19 protein-coding genes and 1 pseudogene are annotated in these 15996 nt (G+C 62.2%); 4 read left to right on the top strand and 16 right to left on the bottom strand.

Annotated elements, in window-relative coordinates; translation table 11 throughout:
* Nucleotides 1-75 precede the first annotated feature (75 nt).
* Entirely contained in the window at nucleotides 76-1626 is a 1551-nt protein-coding gene (locus BMX04_RS14560) for a winged helix-turn-helix domain-containing tetratricopeptide repeat protein (protein WP_074787653.1), read from the top strand.
* Nucleotides 1627-1702: 76 nt separating this feature from the next.
* Nucleotides 1703-2314 (top strand): GntR family transcriptional regulator, encoded by a 612-nt coding sequence (locus BMX04_RS14565; RefSeq protein WP_244888561.1) that lies wholly within the window; start codon nucleotides 1703-1705, stop codon nucleotides 2312-2314.
* 107 nt (nucleotides 2315-2421) lie between these two features.
* On the opposite strand, the gene BMX04_RS14570 is transcribed toward BMX04_RS14565, so the two are convergent.
* Genes BMX04_RS14570 through BMX04_RS14580 form a run of 3 tightly spaced genes read right to left on the bottom strand, consistent with a single transcriptional unit; the run spans nucleotide 2422 to nucleotide 4649 of the window.
* Entirely contained in the window at nucleotides 2422-3207 is a 786-nt protein-coding gene (locus BMX04_RS14570; protein ID WP_074787655.1) for an SDR family oxidoreductase, read from the bottom strand.
* A gap of 50 nt (nucleotides 3208-3257) precedes the next feature.
* A complete protein-coding gene (locus BMX04_RS14575; protein ID WP_074787656.1) occupies nucleotides 3258-3614 on the bottom strand; it encodes a VOC family protein in 357 nt (118 codons plus the stop codon).
* A gap of 54 nt (nucleotides 3615-3668) precedes the next feature.
* A complete protein-coding gene (locus BMX04_RS14580; protein ID WP_074787657.1) occupies nucleotides 3669-4649 on the bottom strand; it encodes an NAD(P)-dependent alcohol dehydrogenase in 981 nt (326 codons plus the stop codon).
* A 107-nt stretch (nucleotides 4650-4756) separates the two neighbouring features.
* Here BMX04_RS14580 and BMX04_RS14585 point away from each other — a divergent pair, with 107 nt between their 5' ends.
* Complete coding sequence (locus BMX04_RS14585; RefSeq protein WP_244888562.1) at nucleotides 4757-5638, top strand: LysR family transcriptional regulator; 882 nt, start codon at nucleotides 4757-4759, stop codon at nucleotides 5636-5638.
* Between the two features lie 220 nt (nucleotides 5639-5858).
* On the opposite strand, the gene BMX04_RS19680 is transcribed toward BMX04_RS14585, so the two are convergent.
* From BMX04_RS19680 to BMX04_RS14625, 7 genes are all read right to left on the bottom strand, one after another.
* A complete protein-coding gene (locus BMX04_RS19680; RefSeq protein WP_244888563.1) occupies nucleotides 5859-7133 on the bottom strand; it encodes an NAD(P)H-dependent oxidoreductase in 1275 nt (424 codons plus the stop codon).
* Nucleotides 7134-7239: 106 nt separating this feature from the next.
* Nucleotides 7240-7749, bottom strand: coding sequence for a YHS domain-containing (seleno)protein (locus BMX04_RS14600; protein WP_074787658.1), 510 nt, complete (start codon nucleotides 7747-7749; stop codon nucleotides 7240-7242).
* Between the two features lie 46 nt (nucleotides 7750-7795).
* Nucleotides 7796-8653, bottom strand: a complete 858-nt coding sequence (locus BMX04_RS14605) for a cysteine hydrolase family protein (protein WP_074787659.1) — start codon at nucleotides 8651-8653, stop codon at nucleotides 7796-7798.
* 189 nt (nucleotides 8654-8842) lie between these two features.
* On the bottom strand, nucleotides 8843-9025 hold the full coding sequence (locus BMX04_RS19135; RefSeq protein ID WP_139194573.1) for a hypothetical protein: 183 nt from the start codon (nucleotides 9023-9025) through the stop codon (nucleotides 8843-8845).
* A 61-nt stretch (nucleotides 9026-9086) separates the two neighbouring features.
* On the bottom strand, nucleotides 9087-9695 hold the full coding sequence (locus BMX04_RS14615) for a pyridoxamine 5'-phosphate oxidase family protein (RefSeq protein ID WP_074787661.1): 609 nt from the start codon (nucleotides 9693-9695) through the stop codon (nucleotides 9087-9089).
* 11 nt (nucleotides 9696-9706) lie between these two features.
* Nucleotides 9707-10171 (bottom strand): nuclear transport factor 2 family protein, encoded by a 465-nt coding sequence (locus BMX04_RS14620; protein ID WP_074787662.1) that lies wholly within the window; start codon nucleotides 10169-10171, stop codon nucleotides 9707-9709.
* An 86-nt stretch (nucleotides 10172-10257) separates the two neighbouring features.
* Complete coding sequence (locus BMX04_RS14625; RefSeq protein ID WP_074787663.1) at nucleotides 10258-10806, bottom strand: carboxymuconolactone decarboxylase family protein; 549 nt, start codon at nucleotides 10804-10806, stop codon at nucleotides 10258-10260.
* A 167-nt stretch (nucleotides 10807-10973) separates the two neighbouring features.
* Between BMX04_RS14625 and BMX04_RS14630 the strand changes: the two genes are divergently transcribed.
* On the top strand, nucleotides 10974-11576 hold the full coding sequence (locus BMX04_RS14630) for a TetR/AcrR family transcriptional regulator (protein WP_074787664.1): 603 nt from the start codon (nucleotides 10974-10976) through the stop codon (nucleotides 11574-11576).
* A 42-nt stretch (nucleotides 11577-11618) separates the two neighbouring features.
* On the opposite strand, the pseudogene BMX04_RS14635 reads toward BMX04_RS14630, so the two are convergent.
* The 6 genes and pseudogenes from BMX04_RS14635 to BMX04_RS14660 all read right to left on the bottom strand — a co-directional run.
* Nucleotides 11619-11762: pseudogene (locus tag BMX04_RS14635) on the bottom strand (transposase); the annotation flags it as partial.
* A gap of 197 nt (nucleotides 11763-11959) precedes the next feature.
* On the bottom strand, nucleotides 11960-12784 hold the full coding sequence (locus tag BMX04_RS14640) for a PhzF family phenazine biosynthesis protein (protein WP_074787665.1): 825 nt from the start codon (nucleotides 12782-12784) through the stop codon (nucleotides 11960-11962).
* Between the two features lie 165 nt (nucleotides 12785-12949).
* Complete coding sequence (locus tag BMX04_RS14645) at nucleotides 12950-13216, bottom strand: alpha/beta fold hydrolase (RefSeq protein WP_217644497.1); 267 nt, start codon at nucleotides 13214-13216, stop codon at nucleotides 12950-12952.
* Between the two features lie 56 nt (nucleotides 13217-13272).
* Nucleotides 13273-14100, bottom strand: coding sequence for an NAD(P)H-binding protein (locus BMX04_RS14650; protein WP_074787667.1), 828 nt, complete (start codon nucleotides 14098-14100; stop codon nucleotides 13273-13275).
* Nucleotides 14101-14295: 195 nt separating this feature from the next.
* Complete coding sequence (locus BMX04_RS14655) at nucleotides 14296-14583, bottom strand: DUF1330 domain-containing protein (protein ID WP_074787668.1); 288 nt, start codon at nucleotides 14581-14583, stop codon at nucleotides 14296-14298.
* A gap of 113 nt (nucleotides 14584-14696) precedes the next feature.
* The gene (locus BMX04_RS14660) at nucleotides 14697-15749 is read right to left on the bottom strand and encodes an AraC family transcriptional regulator (RefSeq protein ID WP_338101072.1); all 1053 of its coding nucleotides are present in this window, start codon (nucleotides 15747-15749) and stop codon (nucleotides 14697-14699) included.
* Nucleotides 15750-15996 lie beyond the last annotated feature (247 nt).

The following is a 15996-nucleotide window of genomic DNA, read 5'->3' on the forward strand; positions in this document are numbered from 1 at the left end:
GGTTTGATCTTGAAACGCTTGATGCAGATCTGAAGATTTCGTGTAGAAACGCGTAAAACTGGGCTATGCTGTATCATGGCTTGGCTTTTCGGTGATCACCGGCTCGACCCGGACCTGTTCGAACTCGCCCACAAGGGTGCCGCTGTGCGCGCCGAGCCTCAGGTTCTGGAACTGATCATCCACCTCGTGCGAAATCGTGGCCGAATCGTCAGTAAGGACGAGATTGCCAGAACCGTCTGGCCCGGCCGCGTCGCGTCAGATGCCAGCATCTCCAGCCGGATCCGGTCGGCGCGGCAGGCGCTCGGCGATGATGGCGGCGCGCAGGCCGTCATCCGCACAATCCACGGCAAGGGCTTCAGGTTCGTGGCCGAGGTCAAAGAAACCAGCCCTGCCCAGCCCGACCATGCCCTGTCTTTGGCGAGTGAAACCGGCGCAGATCTGTCCCGCCCATCGGTTGCGGTACTGCCCTTCCGGCCTCTCGGCGCGTCGCCCGAAGTCACGATTTTGGCGGAAGCAATTCCGCATGAGATCATACAAGGGCTTTCACGCCTGCGCTGGATTGCGGTGATCGCGCGTGGATCGTCGTTTCGGTTCCGTGAAGGCAGGGGCGATCTGGATCTGGTCGGTACGGCGCTGGGGGCTGGCTATGTCATGACAGGTGTGATCGAAAATCTGGCCGGCACGGTATCCGTGGTCATTGAGTTGGCCGATGCAAGCCGCGGCGAAGTGATTTGGGGCGACCGGCTGACCGCCCCGATAGACGGGATCGAGGACTTGCGCCAGCGGGTCGTCGCACTCGTCGTGACCGCGCTCGACATGCACGTGCCGCAGAACGAGGTGCGCCTTGCATCACAAACCGGGTCAGACCGGCTGGATGCATGGAAGACCTTTCACCTCGGTCTGACCCAGCTTTACCGGTTCACGCCCGACGCAAATCAGGTCGCGAAAAGGCATTTTGAGCGCGCGGTCGAACTCGACCCACGATTTGCACGCGCGCATGCTGGCTTGTCGTTCACTCGATTCATCGACGCATTTCTGCATCTCGGGCCGGATGACCAGGAGGCGGCCACTGCGGCCAGACGTCATGCCGAGCGTGGCATGGAACTGGATCCGATTGATCCGTTTACCCATTACACGATGGGCCGTTCTTATTGGCTTACCGATCAGCCTGAGATCGCCAAGGGTTGGTTCGATCGTGCGATCGAGCTCAATCCAAATTACGCCCAGGGTTTTTACGCCAGCGCCTTCACTGCGCTGATGAACGACGACATCACCACAGTCGACGCGGGACTTGATGCAGCACTCCAGCTCAGCCCACTGGATCCGCTACTTTACGGAATGCACGGCGTGCGTGCGCAGGCGCTGATCCAGGTCGGAAACATGCGGGCTGCTGCCCGACTGGGTGATCGCGCAGCCTCGACGCCCGGTGCGCATTACCTCATCTCGATGGTGGCGGCAGTGGCCAACGGGCTGGACGGTCGCTTCCAACAGGCCAACCGCTGGCGACAGGACGCACGTCGGCGCAAACCGGATGCCTCGGCCTCCCAGTACTTTGCGGCCTTCCCGATCCGCAACGAAGAGGCGCGACGCCGGATCGCGGAAGAACTGAAGCGACAGGGATTCTGATAGACGACCGAGATGGCGGTGACATCGAAGAGGATGAACTTTCTCCGGACGACCGAAGAGTCATGCACTGACCAAAGTGCCGACCACGGCAGCTGTCCGGTTGAAGGAGGCTGAACTGGCCACTGAATTCGGTGTCAGCCGCACCCCGGTGCGCGACGCGCTCAGCCGGATCAGCCATCTGGGCCTGGTCGAGACCCGAAATGGCGTCGGCACGGTGGTCGTCGCCCTGACGGATACGCAGATCCGCCATGTCTATGACATGCGGCTGGAACTGGCGGGGCTCATCGGCCGCGTATCGCCGAATGCCATCACCGATCGGCACCGACAGTCGGTCAAGGCGATGCTGGCAACCGCACACGCCCTGAGCGGGCACTTCGACGTCCGCCGATATGTCGAGGTCAACCATGACCTGCACGAACTGATCGCCAGCCTGATCGGCAACGAAACGCTGCGGGCGTTCTGGTGGCAGACCTACTACCAGGCGGCCAGCACCTGGCACCGCGTCGGCACCCTTTTGGGGGCAGATGCCGCGCAGGCACTGGAGGCGGAATTGCTCGATGTCGCCACCGCGCTGGACCATGACGACGCAGAGGCCATCGGATACATCCAGCGCACCCATATCGGATACGGCTACAAACGGATCAAGACGCATATCCTCGGGTCCGAGGAGGTTTTAGGGCAGTCTTAAGGCGATGGGCTGGGACTTTCCCAGAGCGGACTTTCGCCAAGATGTCCACTGCTGCGGCTCAGCCACTCCTGAGTGGACTTTCGGCGAAGATCAAGGCCGACAACATATCATTCTGTCTTGGGCGCCGCTGCCGATCCGGCGAGCAGGCCTCCGTCGATATTGAGCTCGGCCCCGGTCATGTAGGCCGCCTCATCCGAGGCCAGCATTACCGCAAGCGCCGCGACCTCGTCGGGCTCGCCGAACCGGCGCAGGGGCGTGTCCGCGACGAAGCCCGCCATGCGCGCCTCGCGGTCCGGGCCGGTGCCCAACATCGGCTCCCACATGGGCGTCAGGACGGCGGCGGGGTGAATCGAGTTGCAGCGGATATTGAGCTCCTGTTCGGCGCAGTAGAGCGCAACCGACTTCGTGTGGTTGCGCACCGCGGCCTTGGACGACGCATAAGCCGCCGCTGCCGGGATGCCCACGAGGCCCGAGCGGGACGAGATGTTGATGATCGACCCCGCGCCCCGGGGGCGCATCGCGCGGATCGCGTAGCGGCATCCCAGGAAGGTCCCGTCGAGATTGACCGCATGCACCGCGCGCCAGTCTTCCAGGCTGGCAGTCTCGGGGTCGTGCGGGCGCAGGGCCTCCTCGAAGCCGGTGATGCCGGCGTTGTTCACCACCACGTCGCATGCGGGCCAGGCCTCGGCCAGGGCCTCCCAGTCCTGCTCGGATGACACGTCGAGCTGCCGCGCCTGCCCACCAATCTCGCGGGCCACGTCGGCGGCGCTATCTGCATCCTTGTCGGTCACCACAACGGTCGCGCCCTCCCGGGCGAAGGCCCGCGCGATCGCAGCGCCAATACCGCGCCCCGCGCCCGTCACGACGCAGGTCTTTTTGCTCAATCGCCGCATGGCCATCCTTCCCGGCTGAGTGACTGCAATTTCATCCTACCCAGTGGCGCTTAATCGGATAAGCACAGTTTGTTGCCATCAAGGTCTCTCACGTAGGCCGAAAATTTCGGCCCTCGCTGATTTGGCGCGCCCTCGCAGGTGACGCCAAGCTCAAGCACCAGACTGTGCATCCTTTCTACGTCTTCCCTGACACCAACGCAAAAGCCGACCATCGTGCCATTCCCGTTGGTCGCCGGCATTTCGTCGAAGGGTATCGCAACGGCGAAGGCAAAACCCTCGCCAAGCCAATAGGTCATCCGGTCCGAGGGCGACATGCTCTGTAGACCCGCGCCTTCGAAAAAAGCGTCGTAGAAGGCCTGGGATGCGTGCATGTCGTTCGTTCCGACGACGAAGTAGTTCATTTTCATGGTAGTCTCTCTGATAGAGTTGGTGGTTCTGGCACTGACTGTCCTGCGAGCCTATCACACCACGACGACATTGCCGCGCTTGTGCCCGGCCTCGACATAGGCGTGCGCCTCGACAAGGTCGGCAAGCGGGTAGACCCGGTCCATCACCGGGGCGAGACGATCCTGCTCGATCTGGGTCAGGATCTCGGACAGCATGGCGCGCAGGCGCTGGGGCTTTTCCAGGCCCGCCGCCGCAAACAGGGCGCGTTTCCGGCCCACAAGTCGGGAAAGCAGGATCGCGGGCAAACGCCCCAGCGTCAGCACCGGGCATAGGTAGCGCCCCGCCTCGGCCAGCGCAGGCTTGGCGGCCGAGAAGGACGCGACCCCCAGCGTGTCAAAGATCACGTCATAGGCGGCAGCGGGCTGCAAGGCCTCTTCCCTTGCGTAGTCGATCACGTGCGTGGCCCCGAGCGAGGCGACGGAGCCGGCGTTGCGCGCGCTGCAGGTGGCCGTCACCTCTGCGCCCAGGACAGCGGCGATCTGCACCGCGGCGCTGCCGAGGCTGCCGGCCCCGCCCAGGATCAGGACACGCTCGCCGCTCTGAACATGGCCGAGGTTCCGCAAGAAATGCCAGGAGGTCAGCACGCCGTCGCACAGAACCGCCGCATCCTCATGCGACAGGCTGTCGGGCTTCGGCATCAGAACCCCGTCCTCGTCAAGGCAGATGTGGCTCGCATTGGCACCGAAGCGCATCCCGGCCTCGCCAAAGACCATATCGCCCGGCGCAAAGCGGCTGACCTTGTCACCGACCGCGATCACCTCGCCCGAGAGGCCCGTTCCGGACAGCCCGTTGCGCGGACGCCGCAGGCCAAGGAACGGGCGCGCAAACAGCGGTTCGCCCTTGCGCATCATGCCGTCGGCCCGTGTCACGGCAGAGGCATGGATGCGGATCAGCACCTCGGTTGGGCCGGGCTGCGGCATGGAGAGCGTGACGGGCGTGAGGGTTTCGGGGCGGCCATAGCGCGGGATATGCCAGGCGGTGCGTGTCGCAGTCATTGGGAACCTCCGTGGTCTCTGGGTCTGCTGAAAGGAATAGAGGTTTCTTTTCGATCCGAAGAGTGACTAAGGTGGACCACAGTGGTTCATTAACGATCCGGGTGATCATGGATTGGAAATCCCTTCCGGCCTTTCTGGCTGTTGCGCGGAACGGTTCGCTTCGAGCCGCAGCCGAGCAAATGGGTGGTACCCACGCGACCCTGCGTCGCCAGGTCGAGGCGCTCGAGTCGCAGCTCGGCACCCAGCTCTTCCGGCGGGGCGCGGACGGCTTGTCCCTGACCGCCGCCGGGCAACGCCTGCTACCGCAAGCGCTTGACGCCGAGGCGGCACTGCTAAAGGGGTTCAACGCGGTACAAGGGCTCGACCGCGAGGCGTCCGGCCGCATCCGCCTGTCGGCCGACCCGATGACAGCGCATTACCTGCTGGCCCCGGTTCTGGCGGAATTCGCCGCGCTGTATCCCGAGATCGAGATCGAATTGCGCCTTGCCTACACACTGGATTCGATCGCCCGGAATGAGACAGATGTCTCGATCCGCCACGCCGCCGAGATCGAGGACGATGCGGTCGGCCGGAAACTCTTTCCCTTGTCCATCGGCGTCGTAGCCTCGCGCGACTACATCGACCGCGCCCTGCCGGAAGCGGGTCGCAAGGGGCAAGGGTTGAGCTGGATCGGATATGGCGACGTGCCCGAGCTTGCGGCCATGATCGCAGCCTCAGCCTTCCCCGAGGCGCGGATCCGCCACTCTGTCCCCGACCCGGAAATGCATCTGCACCTTGTGCGCGCAGGCGCGGGGATGACGTTCCTCGCGACCTGGGTCACGTCGGTCTTCCCCGAGTTGCAACGCGTTCCGGGCACTGAGCTCGACCAGCGGCGCGCGACCTGGATTCTCCTGCACGGCGAGCTCCGCCGTGTGCGCCGGGTTCGGCTCTTCGTCGACTACCTGTGTGACGCGCTCCTCGAACGACGCGCGGCATTCTTGGGCTCTTGATCCGGTGGGGAGTCCCCTTGGTGCCGGGTTGCATAGTCAGGCTACTTTCAGCCGCAAGCCGACCTCGTACTGCAACATGTACGAAGGTCCATGAATTTCTGATGCCGCCATTCAAGAGCAGTCTTCTTCGTTTAACTCGTGATTCTCCGGGGAGACAGCGGCACTGGTCGGCTGCCGCTGCCCCGTTTCATTAACTGGATATATGGTTCGCCTTCGGCGCCTACTCCGCTGCCTGGGCCGTGGAAGAGGTCCACACATTCGCTGCGAACGCCGGGTCGAGATCCGTTTCAGCGACATGGTTCGTGTAGTTCGACAAGGTTTTCAGTGCTGTGCCGAGAATAACTTCGAGGATGGTTTGCGGTGTGTATCCTGCCTTCAGAAACGTCCCGATCTGATCCTCGGCGGGCCACCCACGGCTTTCGTTGACTATGATTGCGAACTGGCGCAAGGCCTCCAGCTTGCTGTCCGCGATGGGTGTATCATTCCGCAGCGCCATGATGACGTCCTCAGGAACCCCGCTCATCTGTGACAGTGTTGTATGGGCGGCCATACAGTATTTGCAGCCGTTCAGCCGATTGTTGGTCATCAGGATGATCTGGCGCTCGGTTTCTGACAGATCTGTTTTGCCGAAAATGGCTGACAGCGTTGTGTACCCCTCAAGGATGGCAGGGGCTTCGGCCATGGTGGCGTAGAGGTTAGGTACGAAACCATAGCCTTTCAGGGCGGCCTGGAGGATTGGTTTTGCGTCTGCGGGAGCGGAATCCATCGTGTGCGTAGGAAAGTTTTTCATTGTTTTGTCCTTGTTTCTGGATTGGTCAGTCAGGTGAGAAATCGTTTGTTTGGCAGACCTGCCAAACTGCTGTGCCAGTGCGCGGGTCGCCTCTTTCGCTGCGATGACCGAACGGTCATGCCGTGCGTCCTTGAACTCCTGATACTCGATGGCAACGGTGTGAATGTTCGCGGCGTCGACGCCGAAGTAGTGAGCGCAAGCGGCAATGGCGGGGTCCAGTGCGTTCATGTGCGCCCGCGGCCCGCCGGGTTCAAACCCGAACTCGCCACGCGACGACAGCACGACGAGCTGCTTGTCCTTCAGGATCGGTTCAATCGGGAAATCGCCGCGCGCCAGATCAAACGAGAAGGTCCGCCCGATCCGTGCAATGTGATCGATCCAGCCTTTCAAAGCGGCAGGCATCCCGTAATTGTACATCGGAGCACCCATCACGATGATATCCGCAGCCACAACCTCGTCGATCAGCGCATCGGAAAGTGCCAGCCGGTCGGTCATCCAGTCTTCGCGTTCTTCGGGCGGGGAAAAGGCCGCGTGAATAAAGCGGTGATCGATTGCCGGAACCGGGTCCTGCCCGATATCGCGGGTAATCACCTTTGCGTCCGGATTGGTCTGCAAGAATTCGGTCGTGAACAGTGTTGTCAGCATGCGCGTCAGGGACCGGTCTTGCTGTTGAGCGCTGGCGTCAATGCGAAGCAGGGTCGTCATGGTTTTCTCCTGTGGGTGGGGGCGATTTATTTCGCGCCGGTTGCCATGAAAGAGGCGGGCGACCCAGGCATCTGTGCGGGCCGCCCCCCATTTCCGAATTTCTGGATCAGAGATCGCTCACGGGGGAGTTCACGATACCGGGCCATTTGGCGTTCGCGCCCGCGATAACCGCCTCCGGCTCTTCGCGGTATTTCGCCAGAATCGCGGCGTTCACGAAGAGATAGAGCTTGCCATCGACGATATCGGCATAGCGGACATCACCATCAAGTTTCTTTCCGACGAAGACGCCAAAGGCGCAGAATCCGCCGAATTGAGGCAGGTAGCGTGTCGGGCTCGCTTCGAACGCCTGCTTTGCCGCCGCAGAGGCGAAGTAGTAGTCGATGCCGTCATGGCTCGCGGTGAGTGAGGCGTCGCCGGTCAACGGCCCCTGGTCGCCGAACATCGACACCGGGTCGACCCCGTGCAGGCCCAGCGGCTGCCCTGCAAGGGTGTGGCCGTTGACGACGTTGTATTCGTCCGCGGCATAAGCCCATGTCGCAAGGGTGAGCGTGGCCGCCGAGGCGACCGTGAGGATGGTTGCCCAGTTCGCGATGTCCTTGATGAGTTGGGGTTTCATTGGACGTCTCCTTCTTGGTTGATTGATTGGGTATGGGGAAGAAAGCTCAGCTTGCGGCGGCGATGCGTTTCACGGCATCGTCCGTCCACCACACGCCGTTGGCGACCATTCGGAAATTGATGATGGCGGCGAGATATCCGTCGCCCTCGGGCACCTTGGCCCCCGCCGTGGCATCACGGACGACGGCCACTTCGTAGCCAAGCTCCAGCAACTCGTAGAGATGCGCCTGCGTGCAGAGGTTGGCGGACATGCCCGCGAGGATGACCTTGTCGATGCCGCGCTTGCGCATCTGCAGGTTCAGGTCGTTCTGCGCGGGGCCGTAGATCTTGTGGGGCGAGCAGACGATGGTTTCGCCGTCCTCGATGTACTTCTTGTATTGCGGCATCCAGTCAGCGCCAGAGCCTTCGAAGTTGTCGAGGTTCAGTGGGCCGAGACGGTCGAACATGCCGATCGAGTGCATGGTCTTTTCCAGCGTGCCCTCGAAGTGCCAGTCATGGTCGTGCGGATAGTAGTAGTGGGGTGAGATGAAGACCGGCATGCCGGCCGCCTTGGCGGCGGCGAAGAGGCGCTCGATATTGTCCACCGTGCCCTGCTCGGTCACGCTTTCGCCGACGACGCCCCAGGTGACGCCATCCTCGGACAGAAAGTCGATCTGCGGGTCGGTGACGACGAGCGCCGTGCGACCGGGGTCGATCTCCATGTCGATCTGCGGCAGGCCCGGTGTCTCGGGATCTGCGTAATAGGCGCGGGCCTCGTCGGTGGCCGCCGTGGCGGTCCCGCCGGTGAGAGCCGCGGCCCCGGCGGCGGCTCCGGCCGCAGCCCCGGCAAGAACCCGGCGGCGGGCGAGGTCGACATGCTCGTGCGTGATTCCGCAGCCGCAGTCGTGGTCATGGTCGTGTGTCATGGTCAGTCTCCTGTTCAGGGGTGAGGACAGCGCGGCGGCCTTGCCACGATGCCAGGTTGGCGGGATCACACCGACCGCATCAGGAGACAGCCGTCACCTGGTCGCGGTCGTGGGTCACGCCGCGGGCGAGAGGGAGCAATGTCCGCTTTCCTTCGGGGTCGGCACCGTCAGGGGGTGCCGAAATCGGGGTCAGTCCGTCGGCAATTCGGTCAATGCGAGGGCGCAGGCGGCTGTTTTCATGGGCGCGCGGTGGTCGGGGGCGGCCTCTATCCGGGCTCGATCGGGTTCCGTCATGGCCGACGGTATCGCGATGTTGCCGACGGTAATCGCCATGGCGAGGGCCGAGATGAGAAGCGAGTTTCTGTCTTTCATTTTAATAATCCACTTCCTGGCTTGAAATCCGGGCCTGCGCCCTTGGGTTTGATCCTTCCGCTCAGGTCGGGGAAATCCCGGCCTTGGTCCGTGTGTCTTCCAATGCGTCGATACGAGCCTGAAGCCGGGCAATCTCGTCGCCATACTCGGCATCGGTGCGACGCACCGGGATGTGCTGGGGGCAGTTCCAGTCATAGGCCGCGATGCGGATGACGATGGCGCGTTCGGCCGGCGGGGCATCCGCAGATGACAGCAACTCGATGATCCTGGCATCCTCGGAGATTTCAACCTCACCCCACAGCTTGAGCCGCTTGCGCGCCGGGTAATCGACCGCGATGATCGCCACGCGGGGATTGGTGCGCAGGTTTCCGGTGCTGATATATTGCCGGTTGCCGCGGTAATCGGCATAGGCGACGGTCTGCGGGTCAATCACCCTGAGAAACCCGGGCGCGCCGCCACGGAACTGGACGTAGGGCCAGCCGGTTTCCGAGACGGTGGCCTGAAACACCCCGTCGCGGGCCTCAAGGAAGCTGGCCTCGCGCTCGGTCAGGGTGCGCCCGCCATCGCGGTCGGGCGAGAGGGCACTCGCGTAGAGCGCTGCGGAGCCAAGACGCTCCTGCTCGGCACGCACGGTCGGGGTGAAGGCGATATCGGCAACTCCGAGAGGCATGGCTCAACTCCTTAGAGGCCAAGGGCCGACAGGCCGGGGTGGTCGTCGGGGCGACGACCAAGCGGCCAGTGAAAGAGACGCTCCTGCTCAGTGATCGGCAGGTCGTTGATCGAGGCGATGCGGTGGCGCATCAGACCGTTTTCGGCAAACTCCCAGTTCTCGTTGCCATAGGCGCGGAACCAAGAGCCATTGTCGTCGCGGTATTCATAGGCAAACCGCACGGCGATCCGGTTGCCGTGGAAGGCCCACAGTTCCTTGATGAGCCGGTAGTCGAGTTCGCGGGCCCATTTGCGGGTGAGGAAATCGACGATCCGGTCGCGGCCCTGAAAGATTTCCGCACGATTGCGCCACTGGCAGCCGGGCGTATAGGCGAGCGAGACTTTCTCGGGGTCACGGCTGTTCCAGCCATCCTCGGCCATGCGGGTCTTGGTGACGGCGGCGGTTTCGTCAAAGGGCGGCAGCGGGGGGCGTGTCATCGGGCGGTCTCCTGTGTGGTGGAATTCTGGCGCCCCGACCGGGACAGGGAGCGATCCGCGTGGGGGATGCCGGGGCGCCGCCGGGGTCAGGCCACCTTGGCGCTGACCACCGGGAAGTCGATCGGCGTCTCGAACGCCGAATTGATGTAGTTGGTCAGCGTGTTGAGCGCGACATGCGCCACTATCTCGACGATCTCGGCCTCGGTGTAGCCCGCCGACTTGAGCGCGGTGATATCGGCGTCCCCGATATGGCCGCGCTCGGTGACGAGCTTGACCGCGAACCCGACGGCGACATCAGCCTTGGGGTCGAAGGAGGAAGCGTTGCGGTTGGCGGCGATTTCCGCCGCGTCGAGCTGGGCCACATGGGTGCCGAGATAGGTGTGCGCGGCAAGGCAATACTCGCAGCCATTCACCTGCGCCACGGCGAGTGCGATGCGCTCGCGGGTCTTGGCGTCGAGCCTGCCCTTGGCGAGCGCGCCGTTGAGCCCGAGATAGCCTTCGAGTGCGGCGGGGCTGTTCGCGGTGATGCGAAAAAGGTTCGGCACGCTGCCGAGCATTTTATGCACGCCGTCGAGCAGCGGTTGAGCCGCAGCAGGGGCGGCGTCCGTCGAGGTGGGGAGAGAAATACGTGTCATGAGGGATCTCGCTTTGGTTAAGTTAGTGGAATATTATATACAGATCGGTCTGTACGTATGTCAATTGTTCGAGATACTTTTTGTTGCGCGACTTGTGAAACCGACCATTGAATTCCCGCACTATTTCTGTGATAAGCATACAGAACTGTCTGGTAAGGTTTATAAATATGCCGAAATCCCGCCGCGACGATCTGGTGGATACCGCCCTGAAACTTTTTTACGCGGGCGGCTTCAACGCCACCGGGATCGACAAGATCCTGGCCGAATCCGGCGTCGCAAAGATGACGCTCTACAAACATTTCCGGTCCAAGGACGAACTGATTCTCGCCGTGCTGCATCGACGTGACGAGCAGTTCCGCAATTGGCTGATGGGCGAGATTGAGAAAGCCGCACCCGACCCGCGCGGGCGGTTGCTGGCGATGTTCGACGCGTTGGCGCTGTGGTTCAGCGGGCGTGCGTTCAAAGGCATGGGGTTCTACGGCTGCGCTTTCATCAACGCCGCCGGTGAGTTCGGCGACCACACACACCCCGCGCACCGCGCCGCCGCCGAACACAAGCGCAGTATCGTGGATTATCTCGAACGGCTGTGTTCCGAGGCGGGCGCGCCGGAGCCACGGCATCTGGCCGAGCAACTGGCCCTACTCAAGGAAGGGGCCATCGCAACCGCCCATGTCCGAGGCATGCCTGAAGCGGCGCAGATCGCCAAGGACATGGCTGCCGGGATGATCGAAGCGGCCCTCGGGGAGACATCGCAGCCTGCAGAGGATTGATTTCCCTCACCCGGCGACAAATTGCGGCCTGCGACGTCACAGGCCGAAACTGAAGTCGGACCATCGGTGTGGGCGCATCATGATCACTTTCGCCGCCTGCACGAACAACATCCTCAGATAGCGGCTGCCGCGTTTGGTGATCCTACCGAGAATGGTGCGCCCGCCGGTCCTGAATTGTCGGGGTAACTCAACGGCGTGTAAGCAGCCGACACATCCCATTGCCGGACATTCGATCAAACTTCGGCGAATTACAGAGAAGAGCCCGTCTCTACCGATCCTGCGACATGTACGAATGGCAGCGAAAGCGCTGCGCCCTCGCTCTGCGCTGCCCATCGAAAAAAGACGTATACGCGGCCCGAGACTGGGAGGCGGGATGCCTGATCTTATCCTTCTATGATCCGTGTCGCTCCAGAGACGCGGATTCCCTCGCCTCGTGACTGGCCGATCTCTGCGCGCAGCAACGATGTCGCGCCCATGTCTTCGCCTTGCACGATATCGATCCCGCCTTGGTGTGGCCAGCCGATGTCGCGCAAATAGCCCGACAGCGCGGCCGCGGCCGCTCCTGTCGCCGGGTCTTCGAGAACGCCGCCGACTGCAAAGGCATTTCGGCTGTGGAACCGGCGCGGCGCTTCAACCCACAGTAGGTTTATCGTGGTCAGACCACTCTGCCGCATCAGGCCTGCGCCATCCGACAGATCGTAGGACATCTCTGCAAGCGTGGCCCTATCCCGGAGTGCAAGGATCAAATGATCGTTCCCTGCATGAGCGATCGCAGGTGGCAGGGCAGGGTCGAGATCGCAGGGCTTGAGACGAAAAAGATCAAGCGCAGCGTCGATAAGAACCGGGTCCGCCGCTGCACTACGCGTTGGGGGCGACGTCAGTGTCACACCGCCTTCGCGACCGACTTCGACGCTGATGCGGCCCGAGTTGAGTTCGAGCTGGAACGCACCTTCACCGGCGCGCTTGGCCAAAACACTGCCAAGGGCAATGGTGGCATGACCGCAGAATGCAACCTCCTCCTCGGGCGAAAAATAGCGCACACGCCAGCCGTCGCCTTCCGGTGCTGCGAAGACAGTTTCGGAATAGCCCACCTCGGCGGCAAGTCTCTGCATGTCCGCCACAGAGGGCAGCATTTCCCCGACTACGACACCTGCCGGGTTGCCCCCTGAAGGACCGTCGCAAAAGGCCGCGAGACGGAGGATTTCCATTCTGGTTCTATCTGTCATTTCCTTGATCCTATCAAAAATAGAATGATGCGACTGGCCGGAACGATCCGCAGGATGACACTCGCCACGAATTGACGAAGTCCGGCAATCACTGTTCAAACCCTTCGTTTCGGCCCCGCCGGATATAACCGCCGGGGCCTGTTTCGATCAGTCTGTGATTCGTTTCAGGAAGTCTTTCATCTCGGCGGCGATCAAGTCGCCATACTCCTCAAGGGCGAAATGGCCGGTATCGAGGAGATGGAACTCCACGTCCTTCAGATCGTCCTTGTAGGGATGCGCGCCCTCCGCTGGGAAGATATGGTCGTTTTTGCCCCAGACAATCAGTGCCGTAGGCTGATGCTCTCGGAAAAGGGTCTGCCATTTGGGATATTCGCCGACATTGGTGCCATAGTCCAGGAAGATCTCCAGTTGCACTTCCTGGTTTCCCGGGCGGTCAAGCAGGTACCGGACATGCCAGAAATTGTCAGGTGTCAGGCGGCAACCGGCCATGTACCAGCTTGCGCCGCGATCCTCGCGAATTCACTGAAATCACGGGGCGGACGGCCGAGCGCACGTTGTACGCCGTCGGTCAGGTGCGCATTACGCCCGTCCAGTGTCTCGCGCGCGATCGCGGTGAACACGTCGGAGATGAACGTGTCTCCGGATTTGGCAATCTCGGCGTGGAAGTCCTCGAAACTGATCGGGATGTGGCGGATCGGGCGGCCTATGGCATGGCTCAGTGCGTCTGCCATGTCAGCGAAACTCATCAGCTGCGGGCCGGTCACTTCGTAAAGCTCGCCCTTGTGGTCGTCTTCTGTCAGCGCGGCCACGACAACGTCGGCAATGTCGTCAATGTCGATGATCGGTTCTACGATATCGCCGCCGGGCATCGGCAGGACCCCGGCGAGGATCGGGTCACGCAGATAGCCTTCGGAATAATTCTGCGCGAACCACGCAGAGCGAACGATGGTGAAATCCACGCCCGAGTTACGCACGACCTCCTCGCCCAGACGGGCATGGTGCTCGCCCCTTCCGGACAGCAAGACCAGATGCTCGACGCCCGCGTCCTTAGCGGTTTCGCAGAGTGAATCCAGCTTATCGACGGCACCCGGAAAGGCGAGATCGGGGAAGTAGGTGACGTAAGCGGCGCGTGCGCCCTTGAGGGCTGGCGTCCAGGTTTCTGGGGCCTCCCAGTCGAAAGGCGTGGCTGAGTTGCGAGAGCCGCGGCGGACGGAATAGCCCTCGGCCTCCAGCTTGGCCGCAACGCGGCCGCCAGTCTTTCCGGTGGCGCCGATGACGAGGATAGGTTTTGTTTGCATGGTCTCTCTCCTTGGTTTGGGTTTGATGACCAAGGGATAAGCCCACTGCGCGCAGCGGTATTGACCGACGTTGCCAAGGTTTTGACCGAGGCTGCCACTGTGCCGCGCAAGCCCGTCAGCACAAATACAAAAGCGGCGCCGGTCACACCAACGCTGCCTTTGCATTTGAGAATTTCCGCGCCTCAGGCGTGTGGATCAAGCTGCCTCAAAAAGAGCGAACTGCATATCTGCGGCAGCTGTTCGGAGCGTGGCAAGCGCTTGATACTCGGGCGATGCGAACCAGGCATTTGCCGCATCGAGGCTTGGAAAACGCATGATGGCGACGGCCTGTGCGCTCTCGTCGCCGAGAAGCGAACTGGCGAACTTCCCCCGGGCGATGAACTCACCCCCATGTGCGGCAACCGTCGGGCCGGCGGCCGCGCCGTAAGCTTGCATGCTTTCAGGGTCCAGAACGTTGATCCGTGCAATGAGAAGAGCAGTCATTTGGGTCTCCTTTCGACCTTTGCGTGTGATGTGCAGAAGCGGAATAGGAGCTTGGCGACTTGCCGTATTGACCGACCCTGCCAGCTTTTTGACCAAAGCCGCCAGGGCGCGCTTCAAGGCTGGCGGCGCAGCTTGCGGTAACTCGCCGGGGTCGTGCCCGCCCAACGCTTGAAAGCGCGGGTGAAGGCGCTCTGCTCGGAAAACCCGGTCAGGAAGGCAATCTCGGCCAGCGAATGGCGCTCGTCGCGCAGCAATCCTTCGGCCAGGTCGCGCCTTGTGTCCTCGGTCAGGGTCTGGAAGCTCATCCCGTGCTCTGAGAGCCGCCGGTGAAACGAGCGCGCGCTGAGACCGAGGCGGCGCGCGATCTCCGTCATTTTCGGCGCGCCTTCGCTCAGGGACTGGGCGATCGCGTCCTTTGTCTGGCTGACGAGCGGGGTATCGCCCGCGATCTGCGACAGTTCCACATCGAGATGCGAGACCAGATAACTCGAAATGCCCTCGTCACCAAGGATGTTCGGCTGCTCCAGCGTCTCCGGCGAGAACAGGAGCGCATCGAGGTCCGCGTCGAACTGCAGTGGGCAGCCGAACCAGTCCTCATGCGCGTCGACTCTCTCAGGAGCGGGGTGCTGCACGCGAACTTCCAGTGGGGCGACGGGCACCGGGCAGACCTGACGCGCAATCGCCAAAGCACTCGCCAGCGTCGCCTCGTTTGACAGCCGCATGCCAAGGCGCCGGTCCCCCGGGCGATGCAGGATAAAGAGTGTCCCGCGCGGGTCAGGGCGCAATTCGTACTCCACCACGCTGGTCCAGAGACGGGCGTAGCGCTCCACCCGTGCATATGACGCGCCCAGGGTCGTTGCCGCCTTGAACGCGAGACCCAGCGCGCCATACTCATCGAGCCGCATCGATGCACCTGTGCGCACCGGCAGAGCGGTCACGTCGATCTGCGCTGCAATGCGTTCAAGCATGTCGTAATAGGTCGCGGCGGGGATCATCACCTTGGGCTCCCAAGGACCGTCCGGGTCAATCCCGGCTTCCGCAAGGAGCATGGATGCATCGACGCCGCTGCCCGCCGCGGCAACCATCTTCCGCGCGAACAGAGACGTGACATAACCCATACCAGGCAGCTTAACCTGCGCCCGGCAATGAACAAAGCGTATTGGCATCGGTGATCACCTGATGCAAGAGGCCGGATTGATACTTGAACTCGTGTCTCGAGTACGTCACGATCACGTACACATCGTAGAGTCGATGCAATTACCGACTGAAAGCGCACTAATAAATTCCTTTGAAATCAATGGCTTTTGGCATTGGAGAGCGATCCCTACCGCCGGAGCCAATAAAATCAAACATTTAGGATCGGCATCTTTGGCCGAACTGTGAGCGGCGCGTGGTCCCGGCAGAGTTCGGATG

The sequence above is a fragment of the Roseovarius tolerans genome, from assembly GCF_900109855.1.
Classification (GTDB): Bacteria; Pseudomonadota; Alphaproteobacteria; order Rhodobacterales; family Rhodobacteraceae; genus Roseovarius; species Roseovarius tolerans.